The organism is Tropicibacter sp. S64 (genome assembly GCF_049803835.1).
Lineage (GTDB): Bacteria > Pseudomonadota > Alphaproteobacteria > Rhodobacterales > Rhodobacteraceae > Pacificoceanicola.
Map to the genome: position 1 here is coordinate 53,342 of NZ_JBNAGK010000018.1, position 16,993 is coordinate 70,334.

General features: G+C 63.9%; 14 protein-coding genes and 1 tRNA gene. 8 read left to right on the plus strand and 7 right to left on the minus strand.

Annotated elements, in window-relative coordinates:
• Nucleotides 1–93: 93 nt before the first annotated feature.
• The 5 genes from ACP159_RS22905 (at nt 94) to ACP159_RS22925 (ending at nt 4,656) form a co-directional block, all read left to right on the plus strand.
• Entirely contained in the window at nt 94–807 is a 714-nt protein-coding gene (locus ACP159_RS22905) for an SDR family NAD(P)-dependent oxidoreductase (protein ID WP_425102058.1), read from the plus strand.
• A gap of 61 nt (nt 808–868) precedes the next feature.
• The gene (locus ACP159_RS22910; RefSeq protein WP_425102059.1) at nt 869–1,897 is read left to right on the plus strand and encodes a TRAP transporter substrate-binding protein; all 1,029 of its coding nucleotides are present in this window, start codon (nt 869–871) and stop codon (nt 1,895–1,897) included.
• A gap of 50 nt (nt 1,898–1,947) precedes the next feature.
• Nucleotides 1,948–2,484, plus strand: a complete 537-nt coding sequence (locus tag ACP159_RS22915; RefSeq protein ID WP_425102060.1) for a TRAP transporter small permease subunit — start codon at nt 1,948–1,950, stop codon at nt 2,482–2,484.
• Nucleotides 2,484–3,848, plus strand: coding sequence for a TRAP transporter large permease (locus tag ACP159_RS22920; protein ID WP_425102061.1), 1,365 nt, complete (start codon nt 2,484–2,486; stop codon nt 3,846–3,848). The genes ACP159_RS22915 and ACP159_RS22920 overlap by 1 nt, the downstream gene beginning before the upstream one ends.
• Before the next feature lie 10 nt (nt 3,849–3,858).
• The gene (locus ACP159_RS22925; RefSeq protein ID WP_425102062.1) at nt 3,859–4,656 is read left to right on the plus strand and encodes an SDR family NAD(P)-dependent oxidoreductase; all 798 of its coding nucleotides are present in this window, start codon (nt 3,859–3,861) and stop codon (nt 4,654–4,656) included.
• A gap of 689 nt (nt 4,657–5,345) precedes the next feature.
• On the opposite strand, the gene ACP159_RS22930 is transcribed toward ACP159_RS22925, so the two are convergent.
• From ACP159_RS22930 to ACP159_RS22945, 4 genes are all read right to left on the minus strand, one after another.
• Nucleotides 5,346–7,430, minus strand: coding sequence for an alpha-galactosidase (locus tag ACP159_RS22930; protein WP_425102063.1), 2,085 nt, complete (start codon nt 7,428–7,430; stop codon nt 5,346–5,348).
• Nucleotides 7,427–8,275 carry a carbohydrate ABC transporter permease gene (locus tag ACP159_RS22935; protein ID WP_425102064.1) on the minus strand — a complete coding sequence of 283 codons (849 nt, stop codon included), beginning with the start codon at nt 8,273–8,275 and terminating at the stop codon, nt 7,427–7,429. The genes ACP159_RS22930 and ACP159_RS22935 overlap by 4 nt, the downstream gene beginning before the upstream one ends.
• Before the next feature lies 1 nt (nt 8,276).
• Nucleotides 8,277–9,224, minus strand: a complete 948-nt coding sequence (locus ACP159_RS22940; RefSeq protein WP_425102065.1) for a carbohydrate ABC transporter permease — start codon at nt 9,222–9,224, stop codon at nt 8,277–8,279.
• Between the two features lie 105 nt (nt 9,225–9,329).
• Nucleotides 9,330–10,547, minus strand: a complete 1,218-nt coding sequence (locus ACP159_RS22945) for an ABC transporter substrate-binding protein (protein WP_425102096.1) — start codon at nt 10,545–10,547, stop codon at nt 9,330–9,332.
• Nucleotides 10,548–10,729: 182 nt separating this feature from the next.
• On the opposite strand from ACP159_RS22945, the gene ACP159_RS22950 reads away from it, so the two are divergent.
• The 3 genes from ACP159_RS22950 (at nt 10,730) to ACP159_RS22960 (ending at nt 14,610) form a co-directional block, all read left to right on the plus strand.
• Nucleotides 10,730–11,539 carry an IclR family transcriptional regulator gene (locus ACP159_RS22950; RefSeq protein WP_425102066.1) on the plus strand — a complete coding sequence of 270 codons (810 nt, stop codon included), beginning with the start codon at nt 10,730–10,732 and terminating at the stop codon, nt 11,537–11,539.
• A 22-nt stretch (nt 11,540–11,561) separates the two neighbouring features.
• The gene (locus ACP159_RS22955; RefSeq protein WP_425102067.1) at nt 11,562–12,620 is read left to right on the plus strand and encodes an ABC transporter ATP-binding protein; all 1,059 of its coding nucleotides are present in this window, start codon (nt 11,562–11,564) and stop codon (nt 12,618–12,620) included.
• A gap of 67 nt (nt 12,621–12,687) precedes the next feature.
• Nucleotides 12,688–14,610, plus strand: coding sequence for a beta-galactosidase (locus ACP159_RS22960; RefSeq protein WP_425102068.1), 1,923 nt, complete (start codon nt 12,688–12,690; stop codon nt 14,608–14,610).
• Nucleotides 14,611–15,021: 411 nt separating this feature from the next.
• Here the strand turns inward: ACP159_RS22960 and ACP159_RS22965 are convergent, their stop codons facing one another.
• The 3 genes from ACP159_RS22965 to ACP159_RS22975 form a co-directional block, all read right to left on the minus strand.
• Entirely contained in the window at nt 15,022–15,480 is a 459-nt protein-coding gene (locus tag ACP159_RS22965) for a hypothetical protein (protein WP_425102069.1), read from the minus strand.
• 302 nt (nt 15,481–15,782) lie between these two features.
• Nucleotides 15,783–15,857, minus strand: a tRNA-Asn gene (locus ACP159_RS22970).
• Between the two features lie 80 nt (nt 15,858–15,937).
• Nucleotides 15,938–16,855 carry an MBL fold metallo-hydrolase gene (locus ACP159_RS22975; RefSeq protein WP_425102070.1) on the minus strand — a complete coding sequence of 306 codons (918 nt, stop codon included), beginning with the start codon at nt 16,853–16,855 and terminating at the stop codon, nt 15,938–15,940.
• Nucleotides 16,856–16,993: the final 138 nt, after the last annotated feature.

Genomic DNA, 16,993 nt, shown 5'->3' on the forward strand with positions numbered 1-16,993 from the left:
CAAAACCTATGGTAACGCAGGATTGAATATCCACATTGTGGATGCGGTGGGTATCACGGATCGTCCAAGTTGCAGAGGGGAGGCTGTACGGACATGACACGCGGCACAGCCATCGTGACCGGCGGCGCGGGAACGCTCGGGTTTGCCATCGGGCAGGCGCTGCGGGCGGAGGGCTGGCCGGTGCTGCTGGTGGATCTCTCCGAGTCCGTGACGGAGGCCGCAACACGCATCGGTGCGGAGGGGTGGCAGGCGGACCTGACCGACGCCGACGCCCGCATGGCGCTGGTAGGAGCCGTAGGCAAGATCGGGGCGCTGGTCAACTGCGCCGGGATCGGCCGCGTGGTGCCGTTCTTCGACACCGACGAGGCGCTCTGGGACGCCATGCTGCACGTCAACCTGACCGTGCCGATGCGGCTGTCGCAGGCAGTTGCAAGGCGGATGGCGGAGACCGGCGGTGGCAGCATCGTCAACATCGCGTCCGTGTCGGGACAACAGGCGAGCCGGGGCAGGGTGGCCTATGGTACCTCCAAGGCCGGGCTGATCCACCTGACGAAACAGATGGCGGTGGAACTGGCGGAGCATGGCATCCGCTGCAATGCCGTCGCGCCGGGGCCGGTGGAGGGGCCGCTGGCGCGGCATCACCCGCCGGAGCAGCGGCACCGTTATCTCGAAACGATCCCGCAGGGCCGCTACGCGCAGGCCCCGGAGATTGCAGAAGCGGTGCGGTTTCTCGTCTCGGACGGGGCGACGCATATCACCGGGCATTGCCTGAACGTGGATGGAGGATGGCAGGTCGCCGGGGTCTGACCCGCGCCTGCCGCACAACGAAGAGGCCGGCGGGGAGCCGGTATACAGTGGAGGAGAACACATGAAACTCAAGTTCCTGGCGACCGCAGCGGTCGTGTCGACCCTGGCCGTGCCCGCGCTGGCGCGGGACATCGAGATGCAGTCGATCTATCCCGGAACGCTGCCGCTGCTCGGCTCGTCCGGGGCGGAGCTCGGCGGGCGGGTCTCGGCGATCACGAACGGCGAGCTGAACTTCGTCTTCCGGAATCCGGGCGAGATCGTTGCCGGCAACGAGATCTGGGACGCGCTCTCGACCGGCGCCATCGAGGCGGCCTGGTACAGCCCCGGCTTCGCCGAAGGCGTGGTGCCCTCGGCCTCCCTGTTCACCGCCTTCCCCTTCGGCCCGGATGTGCGCGAGTACACCGCGTGGTGGTACAACGGCGGCGGCTACGAGCTGTGGAACGAGATTTCCGCGCCCTACAACATCCATTCCGAGCTGTGCTCGATCCTCGCGCCCGAGGCGTCGGGCTGGTTCAAGGAGCCGATCAACTCCCCGGAGGACCTGAAAGGCAAGAAGATGCGGATCTTCGGCCTTGGCGCCGCCGTCATGGAAAAGCTGGGCGTTGCGGCGCAGTCGATGCCGCCCGCGGACACGATGAGCGCGCTCAACCTCGGCACCATCGACGCCGCGGAGATGTCCTTCCCGGCGATCGACTACGCGCTCGGCATGTATGAACACGCCAAGCACCTGTACTTCCCCGGCTGGCACCAGCAGACGTCGCTGATCGTCTTCATGATGAACACCGACAGCTGGAACGCCCTGTCCGACCGCGACCGCGCCGCGATCCAGGAAGTCTGCGCCGCGAACGTCGCACGCACCACGGCGCAGGGCGAGGCCATCGAACTGGAACCGCTGGCCAAGATGCAGAACGAGCATGGCGTGACCGTGCACCGCTGGAGCCCCGAGATGCTGCAGACCTTCTCCGACACCTGGGACGAGGTCGTCGCCGAAAAGACCGCCGAAAGCGAGGAGTTCAAGCGCGTCTGGGATCACATCCAGGCCTTCCGCGCCGATTACGCCCAGTGGAAAGAGCTCGGCTACGTCGACTGACCTGACCTGCGTGCGGGGGGCAACCCTCGCACGCAACCCGGAGCAATGACATGCAATCCTGCCTGACCTTGTCGCGCTGGCTGGCGCTGCCCTGCCGGTGGTTCGCGGCGCTATGCGGTGCGCTGCTGCTGATCCTCGCGGCGGTGATCCTTTATGACGTGATCGGACGGCGCTTCTTCGCGACCGGCTCGTTCAAGCTGCAGGAACTGGAATGGCACCTGCACGGCGCCATCGCGGTGCTCGGCTTCGGCTATGCCTATCTCAAGGACGCCCATGTGCGCATCGACATCTTCGTGACCCGGATCGGCGAGCGGCGGCGGCTCTGGCTCGAACTTTTCGCCATCGTGCTGTTCCTGCTGCCCTTCATGGCTTTGCTGCTCTGGTACGGCTACGACTTCGCCGCCCGGTCCTTCGAGCGCGGCGAGACGTCGAACGGCGGCGTCGGACTGTCGCATCGCTGGATCATCAAGTCCACCATTCCGATTGCCGCCGTGCTGACCATCCTCGGTGGCCTCTCCGTGGCGTTGCGCTGTGTCGTGGCGCTGTTTCGGCCTGACCTGCGCGCCAACCCGTTCGAGGCGGACTGATGGAGATTCTCATCGACTTCCTGCCGGGCTTCATGTTCCTGGCGCTTGTCTTCGGCCTGTTCTCCAGCCTGCCGGTGGGCATCATGCTGATGGGTGTGACGCTGATCTTCGGCACCATCGCGCTTGGCCTTGGCGAGATGCGCACCGCGCAGCTGACGCTGCTGCCGAACCGGATCTATGGCGGCATCATCGAGAACCCGGTTCTGGTGGCCGCGCCGATGTTCGTCTTCATGGGTCTGGTGCTGGAAAAGACGCGGGTGGCGGATGACCTGCTGATCGCCTTGCAGAAACTGATGCGGGCGGTGCCCGGGGGGCTGGCGCTGGCGGTGACGCTGGTGGGCACGATCCTCGCCGCCGCAACCGGGATCATCGGCGCGTCGGTGGTCATGCTGACCGCGCTGGCGCTGCCGACGATGATCCAGCGCGGCTATTCCCCGGCGCTTGCGGCAGGCACGATCGCCAGCGCCGGAACGCTCGGCATCCTGATCCCGCCCTCCGTCATGCTCGTCTTCATGGGCGATCTGCTGACCCTGAACCTCGCCAAGCTCTTCGTCGCCGCGCTGCTGCCGGGGCTGACACTGGCGGGCTTGTACCTCGTCTACATCGTCGTGATCGCCGCGCTGAAGCCGGAGATGGCCCCGAAGGCCCCCCGTGACGGCACCGAGAAATTCGACGGCTGGGGCGAGATCCTGCTCTCGCTCGGCCTGCCGTTCCTGCTGATCGTCGCGGTGCTCGGCTCGATCCTCGGCGGCATCGCAACGCCGACCGAGGCCTCCGGCGTCGGCGCGGTGGCGGCGCTGGTGCTCGGTCTCGTCCGGGGACGGCTCAACCGGGACGCCCTGTCCAACGCGCTCGACGGCTCGGTGCGCACCATCGCCATGCTGTTCTTCATCTTCGTCGGCGCGACGGCGTTCTCCTACGTCTTCCGCCTGATCGGCGGAGAGCATTTCATCGTCACGACCGCCCGCAGCCTGTCCTTCGGCGACTGGGGCCTGCTGATCATGATGATGGTGATGATCTTCATCATGGGGTTCTTCTTCGACTGGATCGAGATTACCCTGATCATGCTGCCGATCTTCGCGCCCATCGTGAAGATCATGCACTTCGGCGACCATGTCGCGGCGGCGGACATGATTTACTGGTTCGCGATCCTCGTGGCGGTGAACCTGCAGACCTCCTTCCTGACGCCGCCCTTCGGCTTTGCGTTGTTCTACCTGAAAGGCGCAGGCGGGGCGCATGTGACCATGGCGCAGATCTACCGCGGCATCGTGCCTTTCGTGCTGGTGCAGTTGGGGGCGCTGGGGCTGTTTATCTGGCAACCGGGTATCGTGACCTGGCTGCCCAACGTCCTGCTTGGCAATTGAGGAGCGAACGATGTTCGACCTGACCGATCACGTGGCGCTGGTCTTCGGCGCGGGCTCCTCCGGTCCAGGCTGGGGCAATGGCAAGGCGACGGCGGTGGCCTACGCGCGCGCCGGGGCATGGGTGGCCTGCGTCGACCTGAACCCGGTGGCCGCGGAGGAAACCGCGCAGATCATCGCCGGAGAGGGCGGACGCGCGATTGCCCTGACCGGCAACGTGGCGGCGGAGGCGGACGTGGCCGAGGCGGTGTCCGCGACGTTGGCGGAGTTCGGCCGGATCGACATCCTGCACAACAACACCGGCATCACCCCCTTCGGCGGGCCGGTGACCATGGCGCTGGACGACTGGGACCGGGCGATGGACGTCAACGTCAAGAGCGTGCTGCTGTCCACGCGGTACGTCCTGCCGCACATGGAAAAGCGCGGGTACGGCGTGATCACGAACATCTCTTCCGTCGCGGGGATCCGCGTGTCCGGTTACGACATGGCCGCCTATTCGACCAGCAAGGCCGCGGTGAATCAGCTGACCCGGACCATCGCCCTGCAATACGCCGCCAAGGGCATCCGGGCCAATGCCATCCTGCCGGGCCTCATCAACACGCCGCTGGTGCGGAACGGCGCGGGGTTCAAGGGCCATCACGGCGACGCCGAGAAACAGATGGCCGAGCGCGACGCCATGAGCCCCACGGGAAAGATGGGCGACGCCTGGGACGTGGCCCACGCGGCGGTCTTCCTCGCCTCGAAGGAGGCGAAGTACATCAACGGGGTGTTGCTCCCGGTGGACGGCGGCCTGTCCTGCCGGGCGCGGTGACCCGGGGGGTGAGGATGCCTCGGTAATCCCCCCGATCTTGGAAGGAGCGTTTCCTCGACAGGATGAACGGGGAGAATCCGGTGAAGAAGACATGTTTCACCGAAGCCCGGATCATGGCTGTGCAGCGCCAGAGGGAGAGCGGTGTTGGATGGCAATGCCGATCTGCCGCGCCCAGTCCCCCTTGCTGGCTTTGAAGTGGAACCAATCCGAAAAACGCGAAGGCGTGGATTCTTGCCCACGGTGACGCACCGCGCACAGGCGTGGTGGATTGGACTCGTGCTGGTGACAGTCCCTCGGGCGGTGTCCGTGCCTGCGCGAAGCGTGGTCGCCACCCCGTCCGTGACCCGAAAGAGGTGAACATCGGCCTCCATGTCGGTGCGGCACACTGATTGGTTTGGCGGCCCTTATCTCGGTGTGTCGCCGTTTCGTACGGGTTTCGTGCGGGCAATCGCAATTGAGGCAGCCGCAATGCGGCGGTCTGGCCGCCCGGATCATGCATGGGCGTTCCGATAGGGCACGGAGGCCGTGGCCTCGCGAGTCTTCGCGTTGTCTCCCCGCCCCGGAGGCAGACGATCGGGCTGACGGCTCATCCCCCCTCACAAAGGACACGCAATATACCGGCGGACTCCCCACTATTTTCCGGGGGACGCATGGACTGGGGCGCCGATGCCCGGAGACCTCCGCTCCAGTCAGACCAATTCGCCTTCGACCACCCACATCGTCTCGGGAAAGCTCCAGGGCAGGGTCAAGCCATGACTCATGAGGTAGCCGCCGCTGACGGTTATGCTTTCCGATTTCAAGAGCGGATCGCCGCGCGACAGATGCGGTGCGTCTGCGCGGTTCCGCAACGTTACGCGGTACATGGCGTCCCGGGTCAGCCGGGTCAGGCACAATGGCCGAGGGGCGATCTGTTTCGAGGTGTCCTGCTTGCCGGCGAACACGACAAATCGCCCACCACCCTGCGCCAGATGCTGTTCGGCAGTCACCGCCGGATCCGGGCTGTCGAGGCGCAGGATATCCGCCCGCACCATCCAGTCGCGGTTGTCCTTCCACCACCGTGTGACCTCCTTGAGGACGTGCGCCTCATCCGGGGTCAATTCGCGCGGGTCCATCTCGAACCCCATATGCCGCTGCGCCGCGACCCAGGCGCGAAAGCGGATATCGATGGTGCGGCCGGACGTGTGGCAAACGCGCGGGCCGACATGGGATCCGGTGACGGCCATCGGCAGCAAGATCGCGGCGTTGTGCTGCATCCTCAACCGTTCGATGGCGTCGTTGCTGTCGGAGAGCCAGACCCGCTGGGTTCGTTTCAGGATTCCGAAGTCGATCCGGCCTCCGCCCGAGGCACAGCTTTCGATCTCGGTTGCAGGGAAGGCGGCGCGCAGCCGGTCTATCAAGTCGTAGGAGCCGCGGGTCTGGGCTGCGTCGGGCAGAGGCAGCACCCGGTTATGATCCCATTTTATGTAGTCGATCTCGTACTCGCCGAGTATCCTGCCCACGCGGTCGAACAGGAAATCCCGGACCTGCGGCAGAGCCATGTTGAGCGCCTTCTGATGACGGCCGAGGATCTGGTCCTCGCTGCCAAGTGCCCATTCCGGATGTTTGCGGTGAATGTCGCTGTCGGGGTTGATCATCTCCGGCTCGAACCAGAGCCCGAAGGTCATGCCCAGCGCGTGCACATGGTCAATCAGCGGCCCCAGCCCGTCAGGATACTTTCGCGGATCGACCTCCCAGTCCGAGAGCGCACGGGTGTCGTCGTCGCGGTTGCCGAACCAGCCGTCATCGAGGACGAAGCGCTCTGCGCCGAGGTCTGCCGCGAGCTCTGCGATTTCCTTCAGTTCCGCCAGGTTATGATCGAAATAGACCGCTTCCCAGCAATTGTAATGCACCGGGCGGGGCCGGGCAGGGAAGGGAAAGTCCACGACCTCGTCGCGCAGATGACGTTGGAACGCCACCGCGCAGCCGTTGATCCCATCATCGGAATAGACGGCGTACAGCACACCGGTCTCGAACCGTTGCTTGGCGTTGTTCTCGACCCGCGCGGCATGGCCGAACTGGATCTGCCGCCGACCGTCGGGCAATTCCTCTGCAACCATGCGGTGGCCGCCCGACCATCCGTAATGGAACGCGTACACGTCCCCCGCCGCATTGGTCGCCCCCCGGCAAGGCAAAAGGAGACCCGGGAAATGTTCGTGCCCGGTGCGGCCGGTGCGGTTCTCGCGGTAGCGCATGCCGGGCGACCACGGGATGTGGTTCATCTGGAATTCGCCGCACCAGTGCCCCGAAAAGTCGATCATCTCGTCCGCCAGCTGCGGCGCGGGAAAGACCGGGGCAGACAGCCAGTGCAGGTGAATGGCGCTGTCGCAGTCCAGTTCGGCCTTGGCCTCGATCACATGGGTGACGGGGTTGATCAGGAACGAGGCAGTGTAGGTCAGCCCGTGGGCTGCATCGCGGAAGGACAGTGTCAGTGCGTTGCTGTCCTGCTCGGCGCTGTCAAAGCGGAATTTGGGCAGGAACGGCATGCCTGACCCGTCGCGCAGGATCACTCCGGGCTGGCCGGGGAAGGTGCGCACGGCTTCCGGGCAGATCGACAACTCCGGGTTGATGTCGAGCATCCCGCCGGTGACGTCGATTTCGTTCGCCCGGTAGATCGTCACGAGATCTTCCTTGTCGGGCAGTCGCGGCCCCCAATAGACCACCTCGGCCAGATGATCATTGCGGGAACCGAGGACAAGAGACTGTCGACCGTCATCGAGACGCCAGCATCGGATCACTTCACGGCCCCCAGTGTCAGACCTGCAATGAAGTGCTTTTGCATCAGGAAGAACATCGCCACTGGCGGCAAGGCGGCCACGATGGAGCCCGCGCTCATCAGGTGATAGGCGGCGCGGAACTGGCTGTTGAACTCGGTGATGCCCGCCGTGACCGGCTGTGCGTCCGGTCCTTGGGTCAGCACGACGGCCCAGAAGTAGTCGTTCCAGATGAAGGTGAAGATCAGCACCGCCAGTGCGGCCAGCGCGGGTTTCATCAAGGGCAGGACGACGTACCAGAAGATCTTCCATTCCGCGACGCCCTCCACCCGGGCCGCCTCGATCAGTGGGAAGGGCAGGGCGCGGATGAAGTTGCGCATGAACAGCGTGCAGAAGCCGGTCTGGAACGCGATGTGGAACAGGATCAACCCGGTCTTGGTGTCATAGAGGTTGAGGTCGATCGTCAGATCGCGCACCGGCACCATCAGGATCTGGAACGGCACGAAGTTTCCCGCGATGAACATGAAGAAGATCAGCAGGTTGCCCTTGAACCGGTAGACTCCCAGCGCAAAACCCGCCATCGCCGACAGCGCCACTGCGCCGATCACGGTAGGAACGGTGATCAGTAGCGAATTCAGCAGGTAGCGGGGCATGTTCGATTCAAAGAACACCCGGCCGTAGTTGGTGGCCATGTCGAAAGAGGACGGCAAACCCCAGTAATTGCCGTTGACGAAGTCCGCCTCGGGCTTGATCGAGAAATTGGCCACCGCGATCAACGGCAGGAGCCAGAGGATCAGAGCCAACGGCAGGAACGACTGGTAACTGATCTGTGCGGAGCGAGAGCGCTTTTCGATCGGGGTCGGAAACATGTCAGCGTCCGCCTTTCTCGTCCTGGTACATCGACCACAGGAAGTAGACGATGAAACCGAGCATGATGAAGAACAGGATCACCGCGATGGCTGCGCCGTAGCCCATCCGGAACCCGAATTCGGAGAGGGATTCCTCGAACATGTAGAAGCTGAGGACACGCGTCGATCCGAACGGGCCACCATTGGTCATGACGGAAATCAGGTCAAACGACCTGAGCGCGCCGATGATCGTCACGACGAAGGCGATAAAGGTCGCGGGCCGCAATTGCGGCAGGATCACGTACCACAGCATGCGCCAGCCCTTGGCACCATCGAGGCGCGCTGCCTCGACCTGCTCGGGGTCGACGGCGTTGAGGCCGGTCAGGTAGAGGATCATGCAATAGGCCGTCTGTGGCCAGAGGCCCGCCGCGATGATGCCGTAGGTCGCCATGCTTGGATCGCCCAGAATGTTCACCGGCCCAAAGCCGAAGAGGCCGATCAGGGCGTTCAGCAGGCCCTCGCGCGGCAGATAGAACCACGAAAACACCAGTCCCACGACGACCTGGCTGATGACGAAGGGGAAGAAGAAAAGCGACTTGTAGATGCGGATGCCGCGAACGGTCTGGTTCAGGAAAAGGGCGATGAACAAGCCTGCGGGGATCGCCAGAAGGTACAGCACCAGCCACTTGATGTTGTTCCAGAAAGAGGTTTCGAACTTGCGATCCATGTTCTGGTCGCCGATGCCCAGAAGCCGCTCGTAATTGGAGGTGCCGACCCAGGTGGCTTCGCCGAGGCCGTCCCATTCGTGCAGGCTGATCCAGAAGCTCTGGCCAATCGGGATGATGACGTAGACCGCAAAGAACAGGATCGCGGGCGCCAGGAACAGCAGCGGCGTGACCGCGATTTCGTTGCGCTTGTACCAGCCGCGCTGCGCTGGCGGATGCGTGTCGGGGACGGTGGCGTGGGACATCGGGCTTCCCTCAATGCAGAGGCGACCTTCGTGACGAAAGGCGGCGCGGCGGCGTTCGGAAGGGATAAACGGGGGCAGCGGCAGGCCGCCCCCGTCCGGGACAAATCACTTGTAGATGCGCTGACGGGCGTCTTCGAGACGGGCCAGAATATCTTCAAGGTTGTCCGGGAAGACCATGAACTCCTGCAGACCTTCCATGCCGAAGCTGGCCATTTCCGCCGGGAAGTCTCGGTCGAAGAACTGCATGATCCCGCCGCCCGCGTTGTTCGACAGCATGTCGAAGCCCTGCCGCAGGAACTTGTCGTCGCCGATTTGGGCCTCTGCGTTCACCGGCAGTTGGCCGAGGGCGTCGCCGGCATTGATCTTGGTCTGGTTCTCGGCCGACACGACGAAGCGCAGGAATTCCTTGGCGGCGTCCATGTTCTGCGCGCCCGATGCGATATGGAACGTGTCCGTCGGCGCGTCCTCGGCATAATCGACATCCGCGATCTTGGGGAACTGGTAGAAGTCCAGTTGATCGTCGGTCAGTCCGCCGTCGCGCATCGCCGCAACCGCGAAGTTGCCCATGAGGTAGGATGCGGCTTCGCCATTGACCATGAAGGGCAGCGCCTCCTGCCACGAATAGGTCTGGTGATCGTCGATGAAGGCACCCATGTCGATCAGCTCGCGCCAGTTGGCAAAGGTCTGGCGGACGCGCTCATCGGTCCACGGGATCTCGCCCCGGGCCAGTTGCATGTGGAAATCATAGCCATTGGTGCGGCTGTTGATGTAATCGAACCAGCCGCCTGCGGTCCAAAGGAACTTGGTCCCGATGGTGTAGCACTTGCGCCCTGAATCGAGAATGGCCTGACAGTTGGCCTTTTCTTCTTCCCAGGTCGTGGGTTCGCTCAGACCCAGCTCGTCGAAGATGTCCTTCCGGTAGTAGATACCCCACTGGTAATAGGTGTACGGCACACCCCACTGGGCGCCGTCGATGGTCATCGCACCCTTGGTGGAGGCCAGCGCCTCGAATGCGGGTTCCTCCCACAGATCGGACACATCGGCGAAGAGGCCCGCATTGACATAGGGCAGCATCCGGTTGGCCGCGTACCAGTTCACCACGTCCGGCGGGTTTGCCCCCAGGGCGTTGCGGATCTGGGTTTTCCAGGCCTCGCGGTCAACGATGGTCAGTTCGATGTTCAGGTCGGGATGCATCGCTCCGAAATCGGCGACCATGCCCTCCATCACGGCGCGCGGTGCAGGGTTCGACATGTCCGAGATGATCCTGAGATCCCCCGACAGAGCCATGCCATGCGACTCGGCGAAGGCTGTTCCGGCAAGCAGGGTGGCTGCGCCAAGCGCAACCCAGGCGGTTGTTTTCCTTGATTTCACGGTATCCTCCCAGATGTTATCAGGAATGGTCCACTTATTGAGTTTGACATCCCATTTATTGAGACGTATTCGGAAAGATAACTTGAGTCAATCGCGCATATTTCGGGCACAAGGACGGAATGAAGGTCAGGGATTTGGCAGACAACAAGAAGCCCCAAAGAGAGACCGATGGTTCCGGAACCGTCGTCAAGGCGCTTGACGTTCTCGACGTCGTCGCACGGTTTGGCCGGCCAGTGCGGGCTTCGGAAATTCAGGCGGCCAGCAGCCTGCCAAAGGGCACGCTGTATCGGTTTCTTCAGACCCTGACCGACCAGAACATGCTGAGCTATGACGCCGACCGCCGGGTCTACTTTCTGGGTGTGCGCCTGGTCAGGCTGGCGCAGGTGGCCTGGCGCAACTTTCAGATCGCGCCGGTGGCGCGTCCGCACCTGGACGCCCTGGCCCGAAAGATCGGGCTGGCGACCTATCTGTCGAAACTGGATGGCGGCCAGTGTGTCTCGCTCGAGCGTGGAACGCCCGATGTCATTGCCGGGGTCTATCAGGACGTCGACCGGGTCTATCCCGCCTATTGCACCGCCGTCGGCAAGGCCATGCTGGCCAGCCTGCCGGAGCAGGCCCGCGAGAACGCATTGACGATGCAAAGTTTTCACCGGCTGACCAAATCCACGATCACCGACGCACAGACGCTGCGGACTGAACTGTCCGAGGCGCGCGAACGGGGATACGCCGTCGAAGACGACGAGCATGTCCCCGGTGTCATCGCGGTGGCCGTGCCGATCCTGTCACCCGGCGGGATACTTCTGGGTGGGATCGGTGTCTTTTCGGGCGACCGGCGGACGGACCTCGAAAATCTCAAGGCTCACATCCCGGACATGCAGCGTACCGCGGCGGACATTGCCCGCGATGCCGCTGATTGGCGTTTCCCGGATCGAACGACGAGATAAGACGCAACAAGGGGGGAATTCGGTGTCTGGAGTAACGCTCGACAAGGTCGTCAAAAGATACGGCAACGTACAGGTCATCCACGGGATCGACCTGAAGATCGAGGATGGCGAATTCTGCGTTTTCGTCGGGCCCTCGGGTTGCGGCAAGTCCACGCTGATGCGCATGGTCGCGGGGCTCGAGGAAACCACCGAAGGGCGCATCGAGATCGGCAAGCGCGACGTGACGAAAATGGATCCGTCAGAGCGCGGCGTGGCCATGGTCTTTCAGACCTATGCGCTTTATCCCCACATGACGGTCGAAGAGAACATGGGGTTCGGGCTCAAGATGAACGGCCATCCCAAGGCCGAGATCGCCTCGAAGGTCGCCGAGGCGAGCCGCATCCTGAAGCTGGACGATTTCCTCAAGCGCAAGCCGGCCGCCCTGTCGGGGGGGCAGCGCCAGCGCGTGGCCATCGGGCGCGCCATCGTTCGCGGGCCAGAGGTCTTCCTGTTCGATGAACCGCTCTCCAACCTCGATGCCGAATTGCGCGTCGAGATGCGGGTCGAGATCGCACGGTTGCACAAGGACATCGGCGCGACGATGATCTACGTGACCCACGATCAGGTCGAGGCGATGACATTGGCCGACAAGATCGTGGTCCTGCGGCTGGGCCGGATCGAGCAGGTCGGCGCGCCTCTGGACCTGTACCGCGACCCGGACAACAGGTTTGTCGCCGGTTTCATCGGATCGCCCGCAATGAATTTTCTGGACGGCACCGTCACGAGCGACGGCAAGGTCGAGGTCCCGGCGCTCAAGACTTCGGTGGCGCTGCCGGTCACGCTGCCGCCCGAAGGCACCAGGGTGATCCTCGGCATCCGGCCGGAACATGTGGACGTCACGGAGGGCGGCACCATGTCGATCGAATTGACGGAGGCCCTTGGCGGCGTCTCCTACGATTACATCCAGGCCGATACCGGCGAGCGGTTGATCGTCGAGGAACGCGGCGATCACCGTTCGGCCCCCGGAACCCGTGTCTCGCTCAGCTTCGATCCGGCCCGCGCCTTCCTGTTCGACAAGGAAACCGAAGCCCGCATTCGCTGACGGGACACGCCCGTGGCGGCATGGCAAACAGGGCGAAACGCGCCATTCGGACGCCGGAGCAAACGACATGAAACGCACCCTCGGAACCTGCTATTACCCCGAGCATTGGCCACGCGACATCTGGCAGGACGACGCGCGGCGCATGGCAGAGGCCGGCCTCACCTGGGTCCGGATCGGAGAGTTCGCCTGGTCGCGGCTTGAACCGGAGCCCGGCCAGTACGCCTTCGACTGGCTGGACGAGGCCATCGCGGTGCTTGGCGCGGCCGGGCTGCGCGTGGTGCTGGGCACGCCCACGGCGACGCCGCCGCGCTGGATGATCCATCGGCACCCGGACATGCTGGCGGTGGATGCCGATGGACGCCCGCGCAAGTTCGGCTCGCGCCGCCACTATTGCTTCAGTCACGAAGGCTACAAGGCGGAATGCGCCCGGATCGTCACCCGTCTGGCCGAGCGCTACGGGCAAAATCCGCATGTCGCCGCCTGGCAGACGGACAATGAATACGGCTGCCACGACACCACGATCTCCTACAGCGATGCGGCGCGGAAGGCCTTTCAAAGCTGGCTCCGTACGCGATATCCGGGGGCTGCGAATGACGGTGACATCCAGGCGTTGAACGAAGCCTGGGGCAATGTCTTCTGGTCCATGGACTATGGCAGTTTCGATGACATCGACCTGCCCAACCTGACCGTGACCGAACCGAACCCAAGTCATGTGCTTGATTTCCGGCGCTTCTCGTCGGATCAGGTCGTCGCGTTCAACCGCCTGCAGGTCGAGATCATCCGCGCCCATTCCAGTGCGCCGATTGCGCATAATTACATGGGACGGGTCACCGACTTCGATCACTACAAGGTCGGGGCCGATCTCGATATCGCGTCTTGGGACAGCTACCCGCTCGGCTTTCTCGAAGACCGCGTTCCGGCGACTGTCGAACGGCAGCGCACCTACGCCCGTCAGGGCGACCCGGATTTTCAGGCCTTCCACCACGATCTGTACCGCGCTGTCGGTCGGGGCCGCTGGTGGGTGATGGAACAGCAGCCGGGGCCGGTGAACTGGGCCCCCCATAATCCCGCGCCGCTGCCCGGGATGGTCCGGCTCTGGTCCTGGGAGGCCTTTGCCCATGGCGCGGAGGCAGTCTGCTACTTTCGCTGGCGGCAGGCGCCCATGGCGCAGGAACAGTTGCATGCCGGGTTGCTGCGTCCGGACAGCGCAGAGGCGCCGGGCCTTGCCGAGGTGCGGCAGGTTGCGGCGGAACTGGCCGACGCCCCGGAGGTGGGCGCGGAGCGCGCGCCCGTCGCGCTGATTTTCGACTATGACGCCGAGTGGGCCTGGGCGATCCAGCCGCATTGCGCAGGACTCAGCTATTTCGAACTGGTCTTCGAGACGTATCGCGGGCTTCGCAGGGCGGGTCACTCGGTGGATATCCTGCCGCCTGACCCCGCCGGGCTGGATGGCTACAAACTGATTGTCGCGCCCGGATTGATGCATATGCCGGACGCCTTGAAGGCCGCTTTGGCGGCTAGCGGCGCCATCGCGTTGATCGGCCCGCGTGCTGCCGCCCGCGATGACGGCATGCGCATCCCTGTGCCCTTGCCGCCGAACTTGCCGGGTCTCGATGTCACGGTCACCCATGTCGAAAGCTTGCGGCCCGATACGCCCGTCGCACTGCAGCGCGGTGGAACCATTCGCAGCTATCGGGACGTGCTGGAAACGGGTGCCGAGGTTCTGGAGACCACGACGGACGGCGAGGCCGTGGTGGTTGCCCAAGGCAAGCTGATCTATGTCGCCGGCTTCCTTGATCCCGAGGCAATGCGGCGGCTCATTGAAACGGCATCCGACCGCGCCGGACTTGCGTCGCTCGATCTGCCCGAAAGCGTGCGGTGCCGGGACACGGACGTCCATCGGTACTGGTTCAATTACGGAACACGGCCCCAGGAGACGCACGGCAGGACGTTACCGCCCCTGTCCGTGACGCGCGAACGCCGCGCGTAGATGCCGACAGCCCACGACATGAATCGTGAAGGGAGCCGACATGGACGTGAGGGAATGGGACGCTCGACGATCAGGCGCCCCTCGGTCTGCGTCTCCGGTCGCCAGCGTATCAAGGTGAAAGTCATGGACCTGCTTCCGTAAACCCGTCCTGAATGCCAACGAGACGCCATCGACAGTCGCTGCAGGTCGCCCGTGAAGGGCCGTTTTTCCGTAGAAAATTGGCCGAAAAGGAGGCTGCTCTGCCTCTTCTGCCCAAGGCAATACAAGCCCTCAAAAACTCGCGGAGTTTCTCGGTCAACGGCGTGCCCGAGTCTGCCGGGTGTCATATCAGTTGGAACGGTCGGCGTTGGATCGTGCTCCGTGGCGTCGCGTGGGAAGCCGCGGGCCACTATCGCTGGCTCGTGCCGCAACTCATCGCGAAGAACGATGAAGCTTGTCGGCGCGAGGCCTTCCAAGGCGGGCGGCGATGTCGGCCTCGCGCCGCTGGCCGGTATGCTCGGCGCTGGTGGGATCCGGCGTCGTGATGTCCGGAAAGATCTGCCGGACCCGCCGCGGTTCCTCCGTTGACGGGATCCGCCGGACGTCCACCGAACACAGCTGCATCGCGATGCCCAGGGTTTCCAGCGACCATTTAGGATCGACCCGCTGCAGCGGGAGGCTGTCGCGGATGCCATCCTCCAGAAGGCTCTGCGGGATCATGGGCATCAGGGAGAGCCGGGTGTCATCGCCGGCCCCGAACCTGTCGCTCATCCGGGCCATGCGTACCTGAGGGCGCAGGGTGAACACGCTGCCATCGAGGCCATGGCGGAAAAACCGCGCCACGAGATCTCCGGGCAGCGGCGGCGGCATGGATACGAAACTGTCGAACACCTGCGTCAGATGTCTGACCCAGGTAGGCGCAGGATTTTCGTTGTCGTCTCCAGCGGCAAGGAATTTGCGTTCACCGACGCAAAAAGTCCAGAAAGGCGGCAGCGGAAGTGGTAGTGGCCAGCCTTGCGGTGGCGATATCGGCAATTCCTCATGATGGCCTCGAGGGTTGTCCCGTCGTGGAACTGCAAGACACAGGGTGTGAGCCGCTTGTATCCCTTGTGTGTGCCAGGGCCGCACCCGAGGGAGAAAGTGAACGGAACTATTCTCCGTTTTCTTTCAGTATCAACTGGTTAGGTTGATTATGGCTCCGGCGGTAGGGATCGAACCTACGACCAATTGATTAACAGTCAACTGCTCTACCGCTGAGCTACGCCGGAACATGCGGGCTGTATAGCCATGTCGATTCCGGGCGGCAAGGGGGTTTGGTGACAAAATTTCGGAAATTTGGCATTCCCTTTCAATCCACGCGGAAGGTGGCGTCGTGGCGGAGGTCGGGCTCGGGGCTGACGAGGTTTTTTGACACAAGATCAATAAGATGGCTCAGGACGTTGCGTTCGGCGGCCGGCAGGAGAGATGGTGGAGTTTCCGTATAGATCAGCTCGGCCAGTGTTCGGGCGGTGGCGGGGCCGGCCGTGAGGGCCTGCAGGATGGCGGCTTCGCGCCCTTTGCGGTGTGCGACCAGTTCGGCCAGGCGCTTGCCGGGGTCGGTGACCGGGGCGCCATGGCCGGGGAAGAAAGTCTGCCAGCGGCGTTGCTGCAACCGGTCCAGCGACGCCATGAAGTCCGTCAGGTCGCCGTCCGGCGGAGAGACCAGGGACGTCGCCCAGCCCATCACGAGGTCACCTGAAAAGAGCGTCTCGCCGAGGGCAAAGCCGAGGTGGTTGGCCATGTGGCCCGGCGTGTGCAGCGCGGTCAGGGTCCAGCCATCGCCCTCGATCGCGGCACCGTCGGCCAGCACGATGTCGGGAACAAAAGCAGCGTCCACCCCTTCGCCGCCCCCGGCGAGGCCTTGCTCGGCGAGACGTGCCATGATCGGGGACCGCCCGGCGTCGGCGCTGCCGAAGGCCAGGACAGGCGCGCCGGTGACCAAACCCAGCCGCCGTGCCAGGGGAGAGTGATCGAGATGCGCGTGGGTGACCAGCACATGTGTCACCTGCTGACCGGGAGTCACCGCGTCGAGGATGGCCTCGAGATGGCCTGCGTCATCCGGTCCCGGGTCGATCACCGCGAGCCCGGAACCTGCGCCGACAAGGTAGGTGTTGGTCCCGCGAAAGGTCATCGGCGAGGGGTTCGGCGCAAGGATCCGGCGCACGCCCGGGGCGACGGTCTCGGATACACCCGGGACCGGACGGAACTCCGGCTGAGGATCGGTCATGGCAGGCTACCTTTTCGCGGCTGGCACAGCTTCGCCACCCGGAGTAAAGCGTTTCGGGGAAAACCTGAAACGCAAATGTGCGGGCCGCTCGTCGGAGTGGGGGCACCTTGTGACCAAGAGTGTTTCAGGTCCGAGGCG